The 17,234-nt window shown below is 72.4% G+C and carries 23 protein-coding genes; 13 read left to right on the top strand and 10 right to left on the bottom strand.

What is annotated here, in order from left to right; all coding sequences use genetic code 11:
* Positions 1 to 56 precede the first annotated feature (56 nt).
* Positions 57 to 899, top strand: coding sequence for a ParA family protein (locus AVP42_RS01170; RefSeq protein ID WP_067945301.1), 843 nt, complete (start codon positions 57 to 59; stop codon positions 897 to 899).
* 102 nt (positions 900 to 1,001) lie between these two features.
* Here AVP42_RS01170 and AVP42_RS01165 read toward each other — a convergent pair whose 3' ends face one another.
* From AVP42_RS01165 to AVP42_RS01145, 5 genes are all read right to left on the bottom strand, one after another.
* The gene (locus AVP42_RS01165; protein WP_067945299.1) at positions 1,002 to 1,556 is read right to left on the bottom strand and encodes a MerR family transcriptional regulator; all 555 of its coding nucleotides are present in this window, start codon (positions 1,554 to 1,556) and stop codon (positions 1,002 to 1,004) included.
* Positions 1,557 to 1,663: 107 nt separating this feature from the next.
* Positions 1,664 to 2,356 carry a MerR family transcriptional regulator gene (locus AVP42_RS01160; protein ID WP_067945297.1) on the bottom strand — a complete coding sequence of 231 codons (693 nt, stop codon included), beginning with the start codon at positions 2,354 to 2,356 and terminating at the stop codon, positions 1,664 to 1,666.
* On the bottom strand, positions 2,353 to 2,853 hold the full coding sequence (locus tag AVP42_RS01155; RefSeq protein ID WP_067945295.1) for an FHA domain-containing protein: 501 nt from the start codon (positions 2,851 to 2,853) through the stop codon (positions 2,353 to 2,355). The genes AVP42_RS01160 and AVP42_RS01155 overlap by 4 nt, the downstream gene beginning before the upstream one ends.
* A gap of 17 nt (positions 2,854 to 2,870) precedes the next feature.
* A complete protein-coding gene (locus AVP42_RS01150; protein WP_082846890.1) occupies positions 2,871 to 3,485 on the bottom strand; it encodes a CDP-alcohol phosphatidyltransferase family protein in 615 nt (204 codons plus the stop codon).
* A 9-nt stretch (positions 3,486 to 3,494) separates the two neighbouring features.
* A complete protein-coding gene (locus AVP42_RS01145; RefSeq protein ID WP_067945293.1) occupies positions 3,495 to 3,962 on the bottom strand; it encodes an NUDIX domain-containing protein in 468 nt (155 codons plus the stop codon).
* A 147-nt stretch (positions 3,963 to 4,109) separates the two neighbouring features.
* On the opposite strand from AVP42_RS01145, the gene idi reads away from it, so the two are divergent.
* The 9 genes from idi (at position 4,110) to AVP42_RS01100 (ending at position 10,608) form a co-directional block, all read left to right on the top strand.
* The gene (idi, locus tag AVP42_RS01140; protein WP_067945291.1) at positions 4,110 to 4,652 is read left to right on the top strand and encodes an isopentenyl-diphosphate Delta-isomerase; all 543 of its coding nucleotides are present in this window, start codon (positions 4,110 to 4,112) and stop codon (positions 4,650 to 4,652) included.
* Positions 4,645 to 5,691 carry a polyprenyl synthetase family protein gene (locus AVP42_RS01135; RefSeq protein ID WP_067945289.1) on the top strand — a complete coding sequence of 349 codons (1,047 nt, stop codon included), beginning with the start codon at positions 4,645 to 4,647 and terminating at the stop codon, positions 5,689 to 5,691. Before idi ends, AVP42_RS01135 begins: the two co-directional genes overlap by 8 nt.
* Positions 5,688 to 6,575, top strand: coding sequence for a squalene/phytoene synthase family protein (locus tag AVP42_RS01130; protein WP_067945287.1), 888 nt, complete (start codon positions 5,688 to 5,690; stop codon positions 6,573 to 6,575). The genes AVP42_RS01135 and AVP42_RS01130 overlap by 4 nt, the downstream gene beginning before the upstream one ends.
* Positions 6,572 to 8,185, top strand: a complete 1,614-nt coding sequence (crtI, locus tag AVP42_RS01125; protein ID WP_067945285.1) for a phytoene desaturase family protein — start codon at positions 6,572 to 6,574, stop codon at positions 8,183 to 8,185. Before AVP42_RS01130 ends, crtI begins: the two co-directional genes overlap by 4 nt.
* The gene (locus tag AVP42_RS01120) at positions 8,182 to 8,553 is read left to right on the top strand and encodes a lycopene cyclase domain-containing protein (protein WP_067945283.1); all 372 of its coding nucleotides are present in this window, start codon (positions 8,182 to 8,184) and stop codon (positions 8,551 to 8,553) included. Before crtI ends, AVP42_RS01120 begins: the two co-directional genes overlap by 4 nt.
* Positions 8,550 to 8,924 (top strand): lycopene cyclase domain-containing protein, encoded by a 375-nt coding sequence (locus AVP42_RS01115; RefSeq protein WP_082846889.1) that lies wholly within the window; start codon positions 8,550 to 8,552, stop codon positions 8,922 to 8,924. The genes AVP42_RS01120 and AVP42_RS01115 overlap by 4 nt, the downstream gene beginning before the upstream one ends.
* Positions 8,921 to 9,832, top strand: coding sequence for a prenyltransferase (locus tag AVP42_RS01110; protein ID WP_067945281.1), 912 nt, complete (start codon positions 8,921 to 8,923; stop codon positions 9,830 to 9,832). The genes AVP42_RS01115 and AVP42_RS01110 overlap by 4 nt, the downstream gene beginning before the upstream one ends.
* A gap of 22 nt (positions 9,833 to 9,854) precedes the next feature.
* Entirely contained in the window at positions 9,855 to 10,226 is a 372-nt protein-coding gene (locus AVP42_RS01105; RefSeq protein ID WP_067945278.1) for an RNA-binding S4 domain-containing protein, read from the top strand.
* An 88-nt stretch (positions 10,227 to 10,314) separates the two neighbouring features.
* Entirely contained in the window at positions 10,315 to 10,608 is a 294-nt protein-coding gene (locus AVP42_RS01100; RefSeq protein ID WP_067945277.1) for a GNAT family N-acetyltransferase, read from the top strand.
* A gap of 55 nt (positions 10,609 to 10,663) precedes the next feature.
* On the opposite strand, the gene AVP42_RS01095 is transcribed toward AVP42_RS01100, so the two are convergent.
* Positions 10,664 to 11,518, bottom strand: a complete 855-nt coding sequence (locus AVP42_RS01095) for a hypothetical protein (RefSeq protein ID WP_067945275.1) — start codon at positions 11,516 to 11,518, stop codon at positions 10,664 to 10,666.
* 198 nt (positions 11,519 to 11,716) lie between these two features.
* Between AVP42_RS01095 and AVP42_RS01090 the strand changes: the two genes are divergently transcribed.
* Both AVP42_RS01090 and AVP42_RS01085 read left to right on the top strand, forming a co-directional pair.
* Positions 11,717 to 12,124, top strand: a complete 408-nt coding sequence (locus AVP42_RS01090; RefSeq protein WP_067945273.1) for a YchJ family protein — start codon at positions 11,717 to 11,719, stop codon at positions 12,122 to 12,124.
* Positions 12,125 to 12,295: 171 nt separating this feature from the next.
* A complete protein-coding gene (locus AVP42_RS01085; protein WP_369798123.1) occupies positions 12,296 to 12,934 on the top strand; it encodes a GTP pyrophosphokinase family protein in 639 nt (212 codons plus the stop codon).
* 27 nt (positions 12,935 to 12,961) lie between these two features.
* On the opposite strand, the gene ligD is transcribed toward AVP42_RS01085, so the two are convergent.
* Positions 12,962 to 13,993 (bottom strand): non-homologous end-joining DNA ligase, encoded by a 1,032-nt coding sequence (ligD, locus tag AVP42_RS01080; RefSeq protein ID WP_067945271.1) that lies wholly within the window; start codon positions 13,991 to 13,993, stop codon positions 12,962 to 12,964.
* Positions 13,994 to 14,028: 35 nt separating this feature from the next.
* Positions 14,029 to 14,307: a DUF2277 domain-containing protein gene (locus AVP42_RS01075; protein ID WP_067945269.1), complete on the bottom strand. Its 279-nt coding sequence runs from the start codon at positions 14,305 to 14,307 to the stop codon at positions 14,029 to 14,031.
* 192 nt (positions 14,308 to 14,499) lie between these two features.
* Here AVP42_RS01075 and AVP42_RS01070 point away from each other — a divergent pair, with 192 nt between their 5' ends.
* Complete coding sequence (locus AVP42_RS01070; RefSeq protein WP_067945267.1) at positions 14,500 to 14,742, top strand: hypothetical protein; 243 nt, start codon at positions 14,500 to 14,502, stop codon at positions 14,740 to 14,742.
* Positions 14,743 to 14,752: 10 nt separating this feature from the next.
* Here AVP42_RS01070 and AVP42_RS01065 read toward each other — a convergent pair whose 3' ends face one another.
* Positions 14,753 to 15,823: a YihY/virulence factor BrkB family protein gene (locus AVP42_RS01065; protein WP_067945265.1), complete on the bottom strand. Its 1,071-nt coding sequence runs from the start codon at positions 15,821 to 15,823 to the stop codon at positions 14,753 to 14,755.
* A 79-nt stretch (positions 15,824 to 15,902) separates the two neighbouring features.
* Positions 15,903 to 17,027: an AI-2E family transporter gene (locus AVP42_RS01060; protein WP_067945472.1), complete on the bottom strand. Its 1,125-nt coding sequence runs from the start codon at positions 17,025 to 17,027 to the stop codon at positions 15,903 to 15,905.
* Positions 17,028 to 17,234 lie beyond the last annotated feature (207 nt).

Below are 17,234 nucleotides of genomic sequence, written 5' to 3'. Positions count from 1 at the left end.
CTCCGCACAGCGAACATTTAGGTATCGCCGTGCGAGTAACGGTAACGTATTCGCTCGTGCACGTTCTCTCGGTCAGTTCCCTGAAGGGCGGCGTCGGAAAGACGACCGTCACGCTCGGGCTGGCCTCCGCGGCCTTCGCTCGCGGGGTGCGCACGCTGGTCGTCGACCTCGACCCGCAGTCCGACGTCTCGACCGGCATGGACATCCAGGTCGCCGGCCACCTGAACGTCGCCGACGTGCTCGCCTCCCCCAAGGAGAAGATCGTCCGTTCGGCGATCGCGCCGAGCGGCTGGGCCCGGTCCAACCCGCAGTCGACGATCGACGTCATGATCGGCAGCCCGTCGGCCATCAACTACGACGGGCCGCACCCGTCGATCCGCGACATCTGGAAGCTCGAGGAGGCGCTCGCGAACGTCGAGGCCGACTACGAGCTCGTCCTCATCGACTGCGCTCCGTCGCTGAACGCCCTGACGCGCACCGCGTGGGCGGCCAGTGACCGCGTCGCCGTCGTCACCGAGCCCGGGCTGTTCTCCGTCGCCGCGGCCGATCGGGCCCTGCGCGCGATCGAGGAGATCCGCCGCGGCCTCTCCCCCCGACTGCAGCCGCTCGGCATCATCGTCAACCGCGCCCGCGTGCAGTCGCTCGAGCACCAGTTCCGCATCAAGGAACTCCGCGACATGTTCGGTCCGCTCGTGCTCTCGCCGCAGCTGCCCGAGCGCACGTCGCTCCAGCAGGCGCAGGGTGCGGCGAAGCCGCTCCACATGTGGCCGGGCGAGAGCGCCGAGGAGATGTCGCACCACTTCGACCAGCTGCTCGAGCGCGTGCTCCGCACCGCCCGCATCGGCGAGTTCGGCGCCGCCCAGCCGCAGCGGCTCGAGATCGACTCGACCTCGCGCTGACCGTCGGGTCCCCACCCGCGTCCGGCCGTGACGGCCGCCGTCGCGGTGCATTCGATGACGGATGGCGCCGCGGCGCGGCATCCGTCGGCTGATGACGCCGGGTTACGAAATCTTGCGCGCCGCGCGGCCTCGCCGAGCGGCGAGCTCGTCGACCTGGTCGGCCGACTGGGTGTCGAGTTCGACGAGCGTGGACTCGACCTCGCGCAGGACCTTGCCGACCGCGATGCCGAACACGCCCTGTCCGCGATTGACGAGGTCGATGACTTCGTCGTCGGAGGTGCACAGGTAGACGCTCGCGCCATCGCTCATGAGCGTGGTCTGCGCCAGGTCGTCGATGCCGGCCTCACGCAGCTGGGTCACGGCGATGCGGATCTGCTGGAGGGAGATGCCCGTGTCGAGCAGGCGCTTCACGAGCTTCAACACGAGGATGTCGCGGAAACCGTAGAGCCGCTGGGAGCCGGAGCCCGCCGCGCCGCGGACCGTCGGCTCCACCAGCTGGGTCCTCGCCCAGTAGTCGAGCTGGCGGTAGCTGATGCCCGCGGCCCGAGCGGCGACCGCACCGCGATACCCCGTGCCGTCGTCGTGCTCCGGCAGGCCGTCGGTGAAGAGCAGGCCGAGGTCGTAGCGTGCGCGTTCGCTCCGATCGAGCTCGGTCATCCCATCGCCCCTCACTGTCGTCGGCGCCGCAGCGGCGCGGATTCCACGCTACCCACGGCGGGCATCGGAGTCGAGGACATCGGGCCGAACGTCACGGCGTGTCGTGGTCAGTCCGACGAACGGCCGAGCGACTGCCGCAGGACGCTCGCGTGGACGGACGCCAGGTGGCCGGCCAGCTCGCCCGCGCGCTCGTCGTTCCGAGCCCGACCGGCCGCATCGCGGCGACGCTCCGGCGCGATCGCCCGATCGATCAGTGCGGCCTGGCGTTCCGCCGCCCCTCGGAGTCCGCGGAGGTGCCGCGGCTCGATGCCCACGCCGCCGAGGGCGACGAGCGAGCGGAGCAGCTGGAGCGCCTCCTCGCCGTAGACGTCGGCGGGACGGATGAGCGAGGACGCGATCGCCTCGTCGAGCAGCTTCGGCGTCGCGCCGGCCGCCTGCACGAGTTCGCTGCGCGTGAACCGGTTCGCCGTCGCGCGCACGGTGGCACCGCTGGTGGCTCCGGGGAGCGCGGGCGTCTCGCCCCGGTCGACCGCCTCGAGGTGAGCCCGGATGACCTTCAGCGGAAGGTAGTGGTCGCGTTGCATCGACAGCACGACGCCGAGTCGCTCGATGTCGTCGGGCGAGAACTTGCGGTAGCCCGCGGCCGTGCGCGCGGGCGTGACGAGCCCCTGCTCCTCGAGGAAGCGCAGCTTGGACGGCGTCAGTTCCGGAAACTCCGGCTGGAGTTTCGCGAGGACCTGACCGATGCCGAACAGCGGCGGGGCGTGGACCTGACGCCGCGTCGCGGCGCCCTCGGTCACCCGGTGCCCGCCGGCGAGAGGTCGCGACGCGACGCGTAGAAGGTGAGCCGGTACTTGCCGATCTGGACCTCGGCGCCGTCACTGAGCAGCGCGGTCTCGATGCGGACGCCGTCGAAGTAGGTGCCGTTCAACGAGTTCAGGTCGCGGACCTCGAACGCGGTGCGGTGCCGGACGAATTCCGCGTGCTTGCGCGAGACGGTCACGTCGTCGAGGAAGATGTCGGCGTCGGGGTGCCGGCCGACCGTCGTGACGTCGGTGTCGAGCAGGAATCGCGCGCCCGCGTTCGGTCCGCGACGGACGATCAGCAGCGCGGAGCCGGACGGCAGGGCGTTGATCGCCTCCTGCTCGGCCGCGCTGATGTCGGCGTCGAGCGCGCTCAACTGCGCGGCGGCCTCACGGCTGAACCCCATCGTCGTGTCGTTCGCGCCGTTGAACTCGTGCGCCGAGGTCGCGGTCGAGGGCTCCCGCTCCTCACCGTTCGCACCGGCCTGAGTCATGTCGGAATCCGCCACCGCTAACCTCCCTGCTCCAGCGTATCGGATGCGGCGGGCCCGGATGCACGCGGGATCCGCACCACGCGCACGGTCTCGATCGCGTAGATGATCCCCGCCCACCAGTAGAGGAACGCGCCCCAGAGCGTCACCGACCAGCCGAGGGGTTCGCTCACCGGCTGGGCGGCGGGGAACGCGAGCCCCAGCATGATGACCGGGACGCCGAAGAAAAGCGCGAAGGTCGCGGCCTTCCCGAGCTGGTGCACGGGCAGCGGACCGAAGCCGTGATTGGCGAGGACGACGCCCAGCACCAGGAGCATCACGTCGCGCGCGACGATGACCACGACGATCCACCACGGCACGAGGCCGTTGGCGGCGAGCCCCACGAGTGCGGCGAAGATGTACAGCCGGTCGGCCGCGGGATCGAGCAGCTGACCGAGGCGCGTCACCTGGTCGAACCGTCGCGCGAGGTAGCCGTCCAGGAGATCGGAGAGGCTCGCCACGACGAGGACGACGAGCGCGGCCACGTAGGCGCCACGGACCACGAGGACGAGGAAGACGGGGACCAGGAGCAGCCGCAGCATCGAGAGGACGTTCGGTATCGTCCAGACCTGCGCCCCCACGCTCTGCCCCGCCACGTGTCGATCCTATCGATCGACGCCCGGTCGGACGCGTGCCCGCAACGCCGGCCACGCCTCGGCGAATCGCGGATGCAGCGGCAGGGCGTCGACGTCGTCGATCGGGGTCCAGCTCAGCGCGATGCTCTCGGGATCCGTCATCCGCGGTTCGAATCGCTCGACGGCGTCGGCGACCACGGTGGTGTACGACCAGAATCCGAGGTCGAGCACGCTCTCGAACCGGTGGACGACGAGCTCCGGGGGCAGCCCCGCCTCCTCGGTCGTCTCGCGCACCGCCGCGTCGAACGCCGACTCGCCGAGGTGCCGCGCACCGCCCGGGATCCCCCACGTGCCGCCGAAGTGGCTCCATTCCGCGCGGTGCTGCAGCAGGACCGCGCCGTGCGGGTCGACGAGCAGGAGTCCCGCGGCGCCGAAGCGCCCCCAGTAGCGGGAGCCGTCGGGCCCGTGCACCCATCCGTCGCCGCTCTCGCCCGTCATCCCTCCAGCATGCCCCACGAGGACGGACCTGCGGCGGGCGCGCCGGTCCAACTTTCGGTTGTTCCACCCCCATCCGTCTCGCTGCTAGCTTCGATCCCACGATCCGCACGGGTCAGCGCACATCGCCCGCAGCGAGGAGGAGGCACGATGCCGCAAACGACCAGAACCGTCGAAGACGAGGTGGTGCTCCTCGACGAGTCGGGCACGCCGATCGGTCGGGCGCCGAAGAGCGCCGTGCACGGCCCGGACACCGCGCTCCACCTCGCGTTCTCCTGCCATGTGGTCAACCCCATCGGCGAGGTGCTCATCACGCGTCGGGCGATCGGCAAGCAGACCTGGCCGGGCGTGTGGACGAACTCGTTCTGCGGCCACCCGAAGCCGGCCGAGCCGCTGCTCCACGCGGTCCACCGCCGCGCCGACTTCGAGCTCGGGCTCGAGATCGGGTCGGTGGAGCTGGCGCTGCCGCTGTTCCGGTATCGGGCGACGGATGCCAGCGGGATCGTCGAGAACGAGGTGTGCCCCGTGTACGTGGCCACGACCGACGGCGAGCCCGACCCGAACCCGCGCGAGGTCGCGGAGTACCGCTGGGTGGACCCGCGTTCGCTCGCCACCGCGGTCCAGGCGGCGCCGTGGGCGTTCAGCCCGTGGCTGGTCCTCCAGGCACGGGAGCTGGAGCTGTTCCGTGCCTGAACTGCTCGACTCCGCGATCGACGAGGAACTCCGCACCTTCTTCACGGAGGCGCGGATCCGAGCCGGCGCGTACGGCGCCCACTACGCGGCGCTGTGGGAGTCGATCGAGCAGCAGAGCTCGGGCGGCAAGCGGGTGCGCCCGCGCCTGGTGTGGTCGGCCTACCGCGGATTCGGTGGAGCGGACCGGGCGATGGCGACCCGCGTGGCCCTCGCCTTCGAGCTGCTGCACACCGCGTTCCTCATCCACGACGACCTCATCGATCGCGACACCGTGCGGCGCGGCGCGCCCAACGTCGCGGGACGCTTCGCGGCGCGCGCGCTCGAGCACGGTGCCGACGAGCGCGCGAGCGCGGTGTGGGCCGAGACCGCCGCGGTCCTCGCGGGCGACCTCGCGCTCAGCCGTGCGCATCGCGAGATCGCGATGCTGCCGATCCCGGCCGAACGCCGCGAGGCGCTCCTCGACATCCTGGATCGCGCCGTGTTCATCTCGGCCGCCGGTGAGCTGGCCGACGTCACCGGTTCGCTGCGCGGGACCACGCCGGCACTCGAGGCCGTGCTCTCGACGCTCGAGCAGAAGACCGCGGTCTACTCGTTCGAGGCGCCGCTCGCGGCCGGCGCGGTGCTGGCCGGCGCGGGCCCCGACATCGTCTCGGCCCTCTGCCGCTTCGGCCGGCTCGTCGGCGTGGCCTTCCAGATCACCGACGACGTGCTGGGCGTGTTCGGCGACCCGGCGATCACGGGCAAGTCCGCCTCGGCCGATCTCCGCGAGGGCAAGCGGACGGCGCTCATCGCGCACGCGGCGACCACGGCCGCCTGGCCTCGGATCGCCGAGCGGCTGGGCGACCCCGCGCTGGACGAGGATGCCGCAGCGGAGCTGCGCGCCGAGCTGCTCGAGTGCGGCGCTCGCGAGGCCGCGACGGCCCTGGCCGAGGAGCACGTGACGCTCGCCCGGTACGAGCTGGACTCGGCCGAGCTGCCCGCCGAACTGCGCGTCGAGCTGCACGAATTCGCCCAGCGCGCCATGGAGCGGGTGCGATGAGCCGTCGCTCGATGCTGGGGCTGCTCGACCGGTACACGGATGCCGCGGAGGCCGGTTCGGCGACCGTGATCGCCCGCTACTCGACCTCGTTCGGTGCCGCGGCCAAGCTCCTCGACGCCGAGACGCGTCGCCGCATCCGCTCGGTGTACGCCCTCGTGCGGGTCGCCGATGAGATCGTCGACGGCGCGGCGGCCGAGGCCGGGCTCAGCCCGGACGAGCTCCACGAGGTCCTCGACGGGCTCGAGGCCGACACCGAGCGCGCCATGCGACTCGGCTACTCGGCGAACCTCGTGGTCCACGCGTTCGCCAAGGTGGCGAGGGAGACCGGGTTCGGCGTCGAGCTCACGCGGCCGTTCTTCGCGTCGATGCGCCGCGACCTCGATCCGGCGCCGTTCACGAGCGAGGAGATCGGTCCGTACATCCACGGCTCCGCCGAGGTGGTCGGCCTCATGTGCCTGGCCGCGTTCCTCGTCGACGAGCCCGCGGACGAGGCCCGCCGTGCGCGGCTCGAGCGCGGCGCGATCCATCTCGGTGCGGCGTTCCAGAAGATCAACTTCCTCCGGGACCTCGCGGTCGACTGGCGGACCCTCGGCCGGAACTACTTCCCCGGCGTCGATCCCGAGGCCTTCACCGAAGAGGACAAGACCGCGATCCTCGACGACATCGACCGCGACCTGGAGATCGCGAGGAGCGCGCTGCCCGAGCTGCCGCGCCGGGCGCGATCGGCGGTCGCGACCGCGCACGGGCTCTTCGCGAGCCTCACCGCACGCTGCCGGACGACGCCGGCATCCGAGATCATGGCGACGCGGATCCGCGTGCCCGACGGCGAGAAGCTCGCCATCGCGGTCCGCTCCGCACTGGGCACGGGAGGGAATCGACGATGATCGGCGCATCCGAGCGCATCGTGGTGATCGGCGGAGGCATCGCCGGGCTCGCCACATCCGCGCTGCTGGCCCGGGACGGGCACCGCGTGACCCTGCTGGAGGCGCGCGACGAGATCGGCGGGCGGGCCGGCCGCTGGGAGCGGCACGGGTTCCGGTTCGACACCGGCCCCTCGTGGTACCTCATGCCGGAGGTGTTCGACCACTTCTTCCGCCTCTTCGGCACGAGTGCCGAGCAGGAGCTCGACCTGGTCCGCCTCGATCCGGGCTACCGCGTGTACGCGGAGGGCTTCGCCGATCCAGTCGACATCCGCCCGACGCGGGAAGAGAACGTCGCCCTGTTCGAGTCGATCGAGCCGGGCGCCGGCCGTGCGCTCGAGCGCTACCTCGACTCGGCCGAGTCGGCGTACGACATCGCCCGCCGCCGATTCCTCTACACGAACTTCGACGATGCCCGCGAGCTGCTCACGGGCGAGGTCCTGCGCCAGTCGGGCCGTCTGGCGAGGCTGCTCGCGACGCCGCTCGACCGGTTCGCCGCGCAGGCCGTGCGCGATCGGCGCCTGCAGCAGGTGCTCGGCTATCCGGCCGTGTTCCTCGGCTCCTCCCCGGATGCCACGCCGGCGATGTACCACCTCATGAGCCACATGGACCTGCAGCAGGGCGTCTTCTACCCGCAGGGCGGCTTCGCCGAGCTCATCGACCGGATCGCGGCGGTCGCGACCGCGGCCGGAGTCGACATCGTGACCGGCGCGCGGGTGGAGTCCATCGAGCTGTCCGGCGACGCCAAGCCGGCGGTCGCGGGCGCCCGTTTCCGCGACGCGTCGGGCCGCAGCGTCGTCGCCCCGGCCCATCGGGTGGTCTCGGCGGCGGACCTGCACCACACCGAGACCGAACTGCTCCCGCGGCAGGCGCAGACCTACCCCGAGACCTGGTGGCGCCGACGGACCTCGGGTCCGGGAGCGGTGCTCGCCCTGCTCGGCATCCGCGGACACGTGCCCGGCCTGGAGCACCACACGCTCTTCTTCACCGAGGACTGGAAGCACAACTTCGGGGCGATCTTCGGCTCCGACCCGCACGTGCCCGATCCCGCGTCGTTCTACGTGTGCATGCCGAGCGCGACCGATCCCACGGTGGCACCCGAGGGCGACACCAACCTGTTCATCCTCATCCCGGTGCCCGCCGACGTCGCGATCGGCAACGGCGGACTCGACGGCGCCGGCGACCGGCTGGTCGAGGAGACCGCCGACCGCGCCATCGCGCGGATCGCCGAGGCGACCGGCGTCCACGACCTCGCGGAGCGCATCGTCGTCCGCCGCACCATCGGTCCGGCCGACTTCGCCGACGACCTGAACTCGTGGCAGGGCGGTGCGCTCGGACCCGCGCACACCCTCCGGCAGAGCGCGTTCCTGCGCGGCACGAACCAGTCCCGGCGGGTCGACGGGCTCTACTACGCTGGCGGCTCCTCGGTCCCCGGCATCGGGTTGCCGATGTGCCTCATCAGTGCCGAGAACGTCGTCAAGCGCGTGCGCGGCGACCGGTCGGCCGGCCCGATCCCGGAGCCGGAGTCGTCCGATGCCGTGGGGGCCGCCGGTCCGGGCGCATCCCTCGCATGACGGCGTTCGCGTACCTCGGCGGCCTGCTCCTCGTCATCGGCTGCATGGCGCTCATCGACGCGCGCTGGCGCCTGGTGTTCTGGCGTGCGCCGATCGCGGCAGCCGTCACGATCGGCGTCGGCCTGGCCTTCTTCCTGCTGTGGGATGCGGCGGGCATCGTGCTCGGCGTGTTCTTCCGGGGCGAGTCGCAGATCGTCACGGGCATCGAACTCGCGCCCGAGCTGCCGCTCGAGGAGCCGGTCTTCCTCTTCTTCCTGTGCTACCTGACCCTGGTGCTGGTGCTGGGGGTCGAGCGGATGCTGCGGACGAGGGCACTCGGCCACGCGGCATCCGTGCCGGGCGACCGCGAGACGGGAGCGGCCGGATGACCTACACGCTCATGAGCCTCCCGTTCGTCGCGGCAGCGGTCCTGGCCGCGTGGGCCTGGCGCCCCCGGGACGCGGCGGCCGCACGCCGCCGACGGATCGCCATGCTCGTGGCCGCGGTCGCGCTGTTCGTGCTCACCGCGGTGTTCGACTCCCTCATCATCGGCACCGGCATCGTCGCGTACGATGACGGACAACGCTCGGGCCTGACGATCGGGCTCGCACCGATCGAGGACTTCCTGTACCCGCTCGCGGGCGTGCTGCTGCTGCCGGCGGTGTGGGGGCTCGCGGTGCGCCGCTGGCCCGGCGGGTCGCCACGGGCGGTGGCCGAGACGGCGGGCGACGGCACGGACGACACGGAGGAACGCGCATGACGGGTCCCGAGGCGTCGCGCACGGCACGGCGGACGCGCCACGCAGTCGGCCAGGTGCTCCTCTCGTCGCGGCCGATCAGCTGGATCAACACGGCCTTCCCGTTCGCCGCCGCCTACCTGCTCACGACCGGCGAGGTCGATGCGCTGCTGGTGGTCGGCACGCTGTTCTTCCTCGTCCCGTACAACCTCCTGATGTACGGCGTGAACGACGTCTTCGACTACGAATCCGACCTCCGCAACCCGCGCAAGGGCGGGGCCGAGGGGGCGCTGCTCGATCCCGGCCTGCATCGCGCCGTGGTGTGGGCGGGGGTCGTCACGGCCGCACCGCTCGTGGCGGCCATGCTGTGGCTGGCGGGCACGTCGCATCCGTCGTCGTGGGTGGTGCTCGCGATCAGCCTCTTCGCCGTCTTCGCCTACTCGGTGCCGGGCCTGCGGTTCAAGGAGCGGCCGCTGCTGGACTCGGTCACGTCGAGCACCCACTTCGTGAGTCCCGCCGTGTACGGCCTCGCGGTCGCCGGTGCGGAGTTCACGTGGCCGCTGGTGGCGCTCCTCACGGCGTTCTTCCTCTGGGGCATCGCGAGCCACGCCTTCGGCGCCGTGCAGGACGTGATCCCGGATCGCGAGGCGGGCATCGCCTCGGTGGCGACGGCGTTCGGCGCGGCGGCGACGGTGCGGATGGCGCTGGCCTTCTGGACCGCGGCCGGGCTGCTCATGCTCGCGACGGAGTGGCCCGGGCCGCTCGCCGCGCTGCTGGTCCTGCCGTACCTGCGGGCGGCGTGGCCGTACCGTTCGGTGACGGATGCCGCATCCGGCGAGTCGAACCGCGGCTGGCGCCGGTTCATCCTCATCAACTACGCCGTCGGGTTCGCGGTGACGCTGCTCATGATCTGGTGGGCGCTCGTGCGCTGACCGCCTGCGGAAGGCTGGGACGATGGCAGAGCTCGAGTCGGCGCGCGTGGACGCGTGGCTGTGGGCCGTTCGCGTCTGCAAGACGCGCTCGGCCGCAACGGCCGCATGCCGCGCCGGCCACGTGCGCGTGAACGGCGATCGCGCCAAGGCGGCGCTTCCCGTCCGCCCCGGCGACGAGGTCAGGGTCCGACTCCACGGCTTCGACCGCATCCTCATCGTGCGGCGGCCGATCGTGAAGCGCGTCTCCGCCGAGGTCGCGGCGACGGCCGTCGAGGATCGCACGCCGCCGCCCCCACCGCGCGAGGCGGTCCCGACCGTGCCGGTCCGCGACCGCGGGACCGGCAGGCCGACCAAGCGGGAGCGGCGCGACCTCGATCGGCTCCGCGGCCGCTGACGCCGTGAGGTCAGCCGCCGTCCTCGACGTGGGGCCACGCCGTCGCGGCCTCGGCGGGCAGCGTGCGGCTGCGGCGTAGCCTGAGACGGTGACGAAGGACTTCGCCCACGAACCGGACCTGCGGCGCTACGTCGTGCGCGTCGACGGCGTCATCGCGAGCGTGCTCGACTACCGCGAGCTCGGCGACGCCGTCGCGTTCGTCCGGACGTTCACCAACCCGCCCTACCGCGGCGCCGGACTCGCCGCCGAGCTCACGCGGTTCGCGGTCGACGACGTGGAGCAGGGCACGGGCCGGCGGATCGTGCCGAGCTGCTGGTACGTCGAGCAGTGGTTCGACCGGCATCCGGAGCGCCGGCACCTGCTCGACCCGCGGACGGCATGAGGCGGCCGCACGAGGACTCCCCCGCGCGGCCGCCTCGGCTCGGTGCGTGCGCCGATCAGTACCAGTTGACCGACTGCGAGTGGCCCCAGGCCGCGCACGGCGAGCCGTAGCTCGCGGCGATGTACTGCAGGCCCCACTTGATCTGGGTGGCCGCACTGGTGCGCCAGTCCGCGCCCGCGGTGGCGAGCTTGTCGGCCGGCCACGCCTGGACGATGCCGTACGCGCCGCTCGAGGGGTTCACGGCCTGGTAGTTCCAGCCCGACTCCTTGGTCCAGAGCGAGTCGAGGCACTGGAACTGGTCCTCGCCCCACCCGTACTGCGAGGACATGATCTCGCGTGCCGACTGCTTCGCGCCCTCGGGGGTGTTGGCGCGCGCGAGCGCCGCCGCGGCGGCGGCCTGCTCGGCGGCCGCGCGGTCCTTCGCCTCCGCGGCCTTCATCGCCTCGGCGATGCGGACCTTGGTCTCGGCGGTGAGCTCGCGCACCTCGTCGAGCGGCAGGGTCTCGTAGTCGCCGAGGGAGGCGACGGACGCCTCGAGCCCACCGGCGTCGACCTTGCCCTCGACCTCGGCGAGCGTGTCCTCGGCGAGCGCGAGGGTGTCCTGGGCCTGGGCGTGGGTCTTCGCCTCGGCGATGCCGGCGTACGCGCCGAGCTGGAGGGCGTCGCGCGATGCGGCGTCGGTGATGGCCGCGGTGGCCTGGACGCGCTCCTGGGCGGCGAGCGCGGACTGCATCGTGAAGCCCGTGCCGGCGACGAGGCCGGCGGTGAGGACGGCGCCGCCGGCGATGAGCCGGCGTCGTCCGACCCGGCGGCGGCGGGCGGCCCGGCGGGTGGCGGCGGGGGTGGCGAACGGGGTGGTCTGCCGGGTGTCGGTGTGCTGGTTCTCGGTCTGCTGGATCTCGTTGCGCATAGTCTGGGGGGGCGCTCGGATCACTCAGGTCGGGGGCCCTCCGAGCGGGGGCATGGGATCGCCCGGGCCGTCACGGTCCCGGGCGCACAAGTCCCCCACCCTTCCCTATGAATCTGGATGAAACCTCGGTTCCGGCTGGGCATCCCATGATCGAAGGCGCGCGAGCTCGGCGCGCGGCTGGTGCGGCACACTGGTGTGATGCCTCCGCAGACCCCCGTCGACCGGCCCGCCGCGTCGTCGGCGTGCCCGTGCCGGAGCGGTGCCGCGTTCGGCGAGTGCTGCGGGCCGTACCTCTCCGGCCGGGCCGCGGCTCCGACGGCCGTGCAGCTCATGCGATCGCGGTACACCGCGTTCGCCGTGGGCGACGCGGCGTACCTGCTCGCCACGTGGCATCCGTCGACGCGCCCCCGCACGCTCGAGCTCGACCCGCACATCACGTGGCGATCGCTCGAGATCGTCCGCTCGGAGCGGGGCGGTCCCCTCGACCGCGACGGCCTGGTCGAGTTCGTGGCCCGCTACGTCGTCGACGGCGAGCGCGGCGCGCAGTCGGAGGTGAGCCGGTTCGTGCGCGAGGACCGGTGGCGGTACGTCGACGCGGTGGGGTGACCCGTCGCTGCGAACGGGCACCTGATCCATAGGGAACCCGAAGCTCGGCGCCCTACCGTGGCATCCGTGACCCCGCTCGACGGAACCCCGCGCACCCATCGCACCGGCCCCATGCTGACGCCCCGGGCGCAACGGTCGCTCGATGCGCTGGACGGTCGCACGCTCGACGAGATGCGAGCACTGCGGGACGAGACCGAGCGGTTCATGCAGCGGTACAAGTTCGGCATGGACGAGGTGATCACGAAGCTGTCGATCCTGCGGGAGGAGTTCAGCCAGGCGCACGCGTACAACCCCATCGAGCACATCTCGAGCCGGTTGAAGTCGGTCGACAGCGTGGTGGAGAAGATGCGCCGCAAGGGCGTGGAGCCGACGTTCGACGGGATCCGCGAGACGATCACCGACATCGCCGGCGTGCGCGTGACGTGCAGCTTCGTCTCGGATGCGTACCGGCTCGCGGAGCTGCTGACGGCGCAGGCGGACGTGCGCGTGCTCCAGGTGAAGGACTACATCGCGCAGCCGAAGGAGAACGGCTACCAGAGCCTGCACCTCATCGTCGAGGTGCCCGTGTTCCTCTCGACCGGTGAGCACGCCGTCGCCGTCGAGGTGCAGATCCGGACGATCGCGATGGACTTCTGGGCGAGCCTCGAGCACAAGATCTACTACAAGTACGACCGACGCGTGCCGGGCGACCTGCTCGAGCAGTTGACGGATGCCGCGCGGACGGCCGCCGAACTCGACGCGCGCATGGAGCGGCTGCATCGCTCGGTGCACGGGGTGCCGCACACGAGGACCGCGCCGACGCACGTGTGACCTGCGCCGCGCCGCGGACCGGGGGCGTCAGTCGTCGGCGTCGTCGCGGCGGGCGCGGCTCGGCTGGACCCGCGTGGGCTCTCCCGGCATCTTGGGGAAGTCGGGCGGGAACGGCAGCTCGGGCAGTCCGTCGTCGAGGTCGCGCTGCCACCACTCGAGGAGGGTGTCGATGCGCCCGGGGGCCGCGTGCATGTCGGCCCACGGGTCGCCCCGCTCCGCCAGGCGGGCGGGCACGGTGCGGATGGTGTGTTCGCCCGGGTCCGTGGACTCGAGCTCGTCCCAGTCGAGGGGGCACGACACGGTCGCGTCGGGCAGGGGCCTCGGGCTGTAGGCGCCCGCCATCGTGCGGTCGCGGTTGGCCTGGTTGAAGTCGAGGAAGATGCGTTCGCCGCGCTCCTCCTTCCACCACGCGGTGGTGACCGCGTCGGGCATCCGGCGCTCGAGTTCGCGGGCGAGTGCGATGACGGCGTGGCGCACGTCGAGGAACTCGTGCTCGGGCTCGATGGGCGCGAAGACGTGGATGCCGCGGTTACCGGAGGTCTTCACGTACGCGGTGAGTCCGACCTCGGAGAGGAGGTCGCGCATCGCGAGGGCCGCCGGCACCGCCTGGGCGAACCCCGTGCCGGGTTGGGGATCCAGGTCGACCCGCAGCTGGTCGGGCAGGTCGGTCGCCTCGGCACGCGACGCCCATGGGTGGAAGACGACGGTGTTCATCTGGGCGGCCCACACCGCTCCGGCCGGTTCATCGATCACGAGCTGCGGGTGGCGGCGCCCGCTGGGGTAGGCGACGGTGACGTCGCGCATCCACTCCGGAACGCCGCGGGGCGGGTTCTTGGAGAAGAAGCGTTCGCCGTCGACGCCCTCGGGGAAGCGTTCGAGCGAGACCGGCCGGCCGCCGTTCGCGGCGACGAAGGCCGCGCCGACGGCGACGAGGTACTCGGCCAGCTCGAGCTTCGTGATGCCCGGACCGGGCCACAGCACGCGCGAGGGACTGGAGATCCGCACGGCGCGCTCGCCGTCGGGTCCGGGGATGTGCAGGGTCACCGCGTCGCCGGCCATGGGTCGACGCTACCCCTCGCCGCCGACGCGACGCCTCAGGCGCTCGCCGTGGCGTACCGCTTGGCGGCGCGCGCCCTCGCCTTGGCCGCCTCGACCTCGCGGTCCTTCGGCGGCGCCGAGGTGACGAGATGATCGAGGAGGTGCTGGGTGGCGTGCGCGATCGCGTCGACGGCCTCGTCGAACGCGGCCTGGTTCGCCTTCGACGGGCGGGTGGCTCCGCTGACCTTGCGGACGTACTGCAACGCGGCGGCCCGGACCTCGTCGTCGGTCGCCGCCGGCTCGAAGTTGTGGAGGGGGTGGATGTTCCTGCACATGCGGGGAGCCTAACCCCGCGCTCCCGGGGCGTCGAGGGACGCCCGGCGTCGACGTCGGCGCGATCCGCCTGCCCGGGCACTACTCGCGCCGCGCCGACGCGTCAACAGGGTGGACGCCGGGCCCGTGGATGCCTAGCGTGTGCCTTGACCGCCGCGCCGAGCGGGACCACGGTCGCGACGAACGGAGTGAGCATGGCCGACATCCGATCCGATGAGCCGTTCGAGGGCGAGTACACCGACTCCGAGCTGCCCGCCGATGCGGTCCTCCCGAAGGACGCCGACGCCGGCGTGAACGACGGCGACTGGAACGCCGACGGAGACGCGGTGGTCGTGGACGACGCCGCCGCGGACGCCGTCGTCATCGAGGAGGAGGGCGAGTACACCGACTCGGACTTCGACGCCGACCGACGCCGCGACGGGATCGCCGGGCCCTGACCCTCGACCCTCAGGAACGCCGCTGCCGGGCGTGCGCGCCGGGATCGTGCACGCCCGGCAGCGCGTCGCGGGCCGCCGCCACCTCGGCCGCGGCATCCGCTGCGCGTCGTTCGGCGCGCTTGAGGCGCCGCAGTGCGGCCGACGTGGCCCCGTAGCGCGACGCCACGCGATCGGTCTCGTCGTCCACGCCGGTGACGATGTAGGCGCTCGCGAGGAGCACGACCTGGCTGGAGAGGTTCAGCCAGATGAGCAGCGCGATGATCGATCCGAACGAGGCGACCAGCGGGTTGTTCGTGGCACCGCCGACGAACAGTCCCGAGAGCACCTGCAGCACGGTGAGCCCCGCGCCGCCGATGAGCGCGCCGACCCACAGCGTCCGGGCTCCCGGCCGCAGGCCGGACAGCACCCGGAACAGGCCGGCGATCACGACCGTGTCGATGACGAAGGTGACGAGGATCGTGAGCGTGCGCGAGCCGGTGTCGAGCAGGGCGTCGCCGACGGGCAGGCCGAGCCAGTCGAGCGCGACGCCGAGGGCGCCCGTGCCGACCACGGTGATCAGCGCGGCGACCGCCAGCAGCACGCCGAACCCGATGGCGATCGCCAGGTTGCGCAGGATCGTCCAGAGGAAGAACCGCTCGGGCTCCGGGCGGCCCGTGAGCGCGCGGAGCGCCACGTCGAGGGAGGAGATCGCGCCGATCGCGGCGCCGAGCAGACCGAGCAGCGCGAGCGCACCGGTGATGCTCAGGGTGAGCGGCTGCACGATGTCGTCGGGGTCGATGACCCCGCCCTCCCCCACGAGTCCCGGGATGACGGTGCCGACCGTCTCGACGAGGGCCTCGATCGCGTCGCGGTTGCCCGCCAGCCAGATGCCGGCGACCGCGAACCCGAGGTACACGCCCGCGAACACCGAGAACAGCGTGCGGTAGGTCACCGAGTCCGCCAGCGCCGGGCCGTGCGCCTCCTGGTAGCGCAGGAACGCGCGGACGGGCTTGGTGCTCATCGCCCACTCGACCATCCGGGTCAGTCGGGCGCGGATGCCGCCGCGGGCGGGCTCGAGGGCGGATTCGGTGCGCTCGCTCATCCCGACAGGCTATCGACGGGTCCGGGATCCGGACGCCGACCCGTCGGGGCGGGCGGGGATCCGCCGGGGCGGACCGGGGTCACCGGCTGCGGCGACGACCGGCGCGCGCGGCACGTTCGGCGCGGCCCTCCGCACGGGCCTCGGCGGACATCTCGGAGGCGAGCTCCTTGGTCTCGTGCACGTCACCGGTGGCCGGCCGCCACCACCGGGTGCCGGGGTCGGCGTCGATGAGCACCGCGCGGGCGAGCAGGGTGAGCGGCACGGCCAGGATCGCCCCGACCGGGCCGAGCACGAGCGCCCAGAACAGCACCGACACGAACGTGATCGTCTCGCTCAGTCGGACGGCGCCGCCGACCACCTTCGGCTGGATGATCGACTGCACGACCGCGTTGACCAGGCCGTAGACGACGATGACGGCGACGGCCGTCGGCCAGCCCCCGGCGAGGAACCCGAACACGATCGGCGGGATGATCGCGATGAAGTAGCCGATGTTCGGGATGAAGCTGCAGATGAACGACAGGAGCCCCCAGAGCAGCGCCCCGGGGACTTGGAGGATGACGAGGGCCAGCCAGTTGACGAGCCCCTGGACGACGCCGAGCCCGGTCGTGACCACCATGTAGCGGCGCACGTTGCGGGTGAATCCGGCCAGCGCCTCCACGAGGTCGGGCCGTCGCGGCTCGAGCTGGCGCAGGATCGCCGGGCCGTAGGTCGCGTCCACCGCCATGAGGATCAGCAGGGTGAGAACGATCACGAGCGAGAACACGACGCCGGTCACGCCGCCGAGCAGGCCCGTGGCGATCTCGATCGCCCGTGACGGCTCGAGTCCGGCGACGATGGTCTCGGCCTGCGCGGCGCCGAACCCGATCGACTCGAGCGCGTCGGCGACGGCCGCGACGCCCGCCTCGATCTGGTCCGCGTATTGCGGCAGCAGTGCGGTGAACTGGGCGAGCGCGACGAACAGCGCTGCGAAGAACCCGGTCAGGAGCGCGAACACCGCGACGATCGCACTGCCCGTCGCCAGGCCGCGGGGCACGCCCCGCCGCTCGAGGCGGCGGCGGATCGGGTGCACGCAGATGGTCAGGACGAGCGCGAGCACCACGGGCGCCACCACGCTCCGGGCCGCGGCGAGTCCGAACACGACCACGACGGCGGCGGCGAGGCCGAGCAGGATGACGGTGGCGCGCGGCAGCGGCGCCCGCGGCACCGAGTCAGCGGACGCGGCGTCCGGGACGAGCGGCTCCCCTCGTCGGTCGGCGGGATCCCCCCGCCGAGCCCACCGGTCCCGGAGCATGCGTCCCCCGATCATCACTGCCGGAGCGGCCGGCGACGCCGACCCCATGCGCGGACGCTAGCATCGCCCGGTGCGGCCCGGCGGGACTTCGGTCCCCGTCGACCGGCGCGTCGGGGATCG

The sequence above is a fragment of the Agromyces sp. NDB4Y10 genome (genome assembly GCF_001620055.1).
Lineage (GTDB): Bacteria > Actinomycetota > Actinomycetes > Actinomycetales > Microbacteriaceae > Agromyces > Agromyces indicus.
This window is presented reverse-complemented; position numbering and strand designations above follow the sequence as displayed.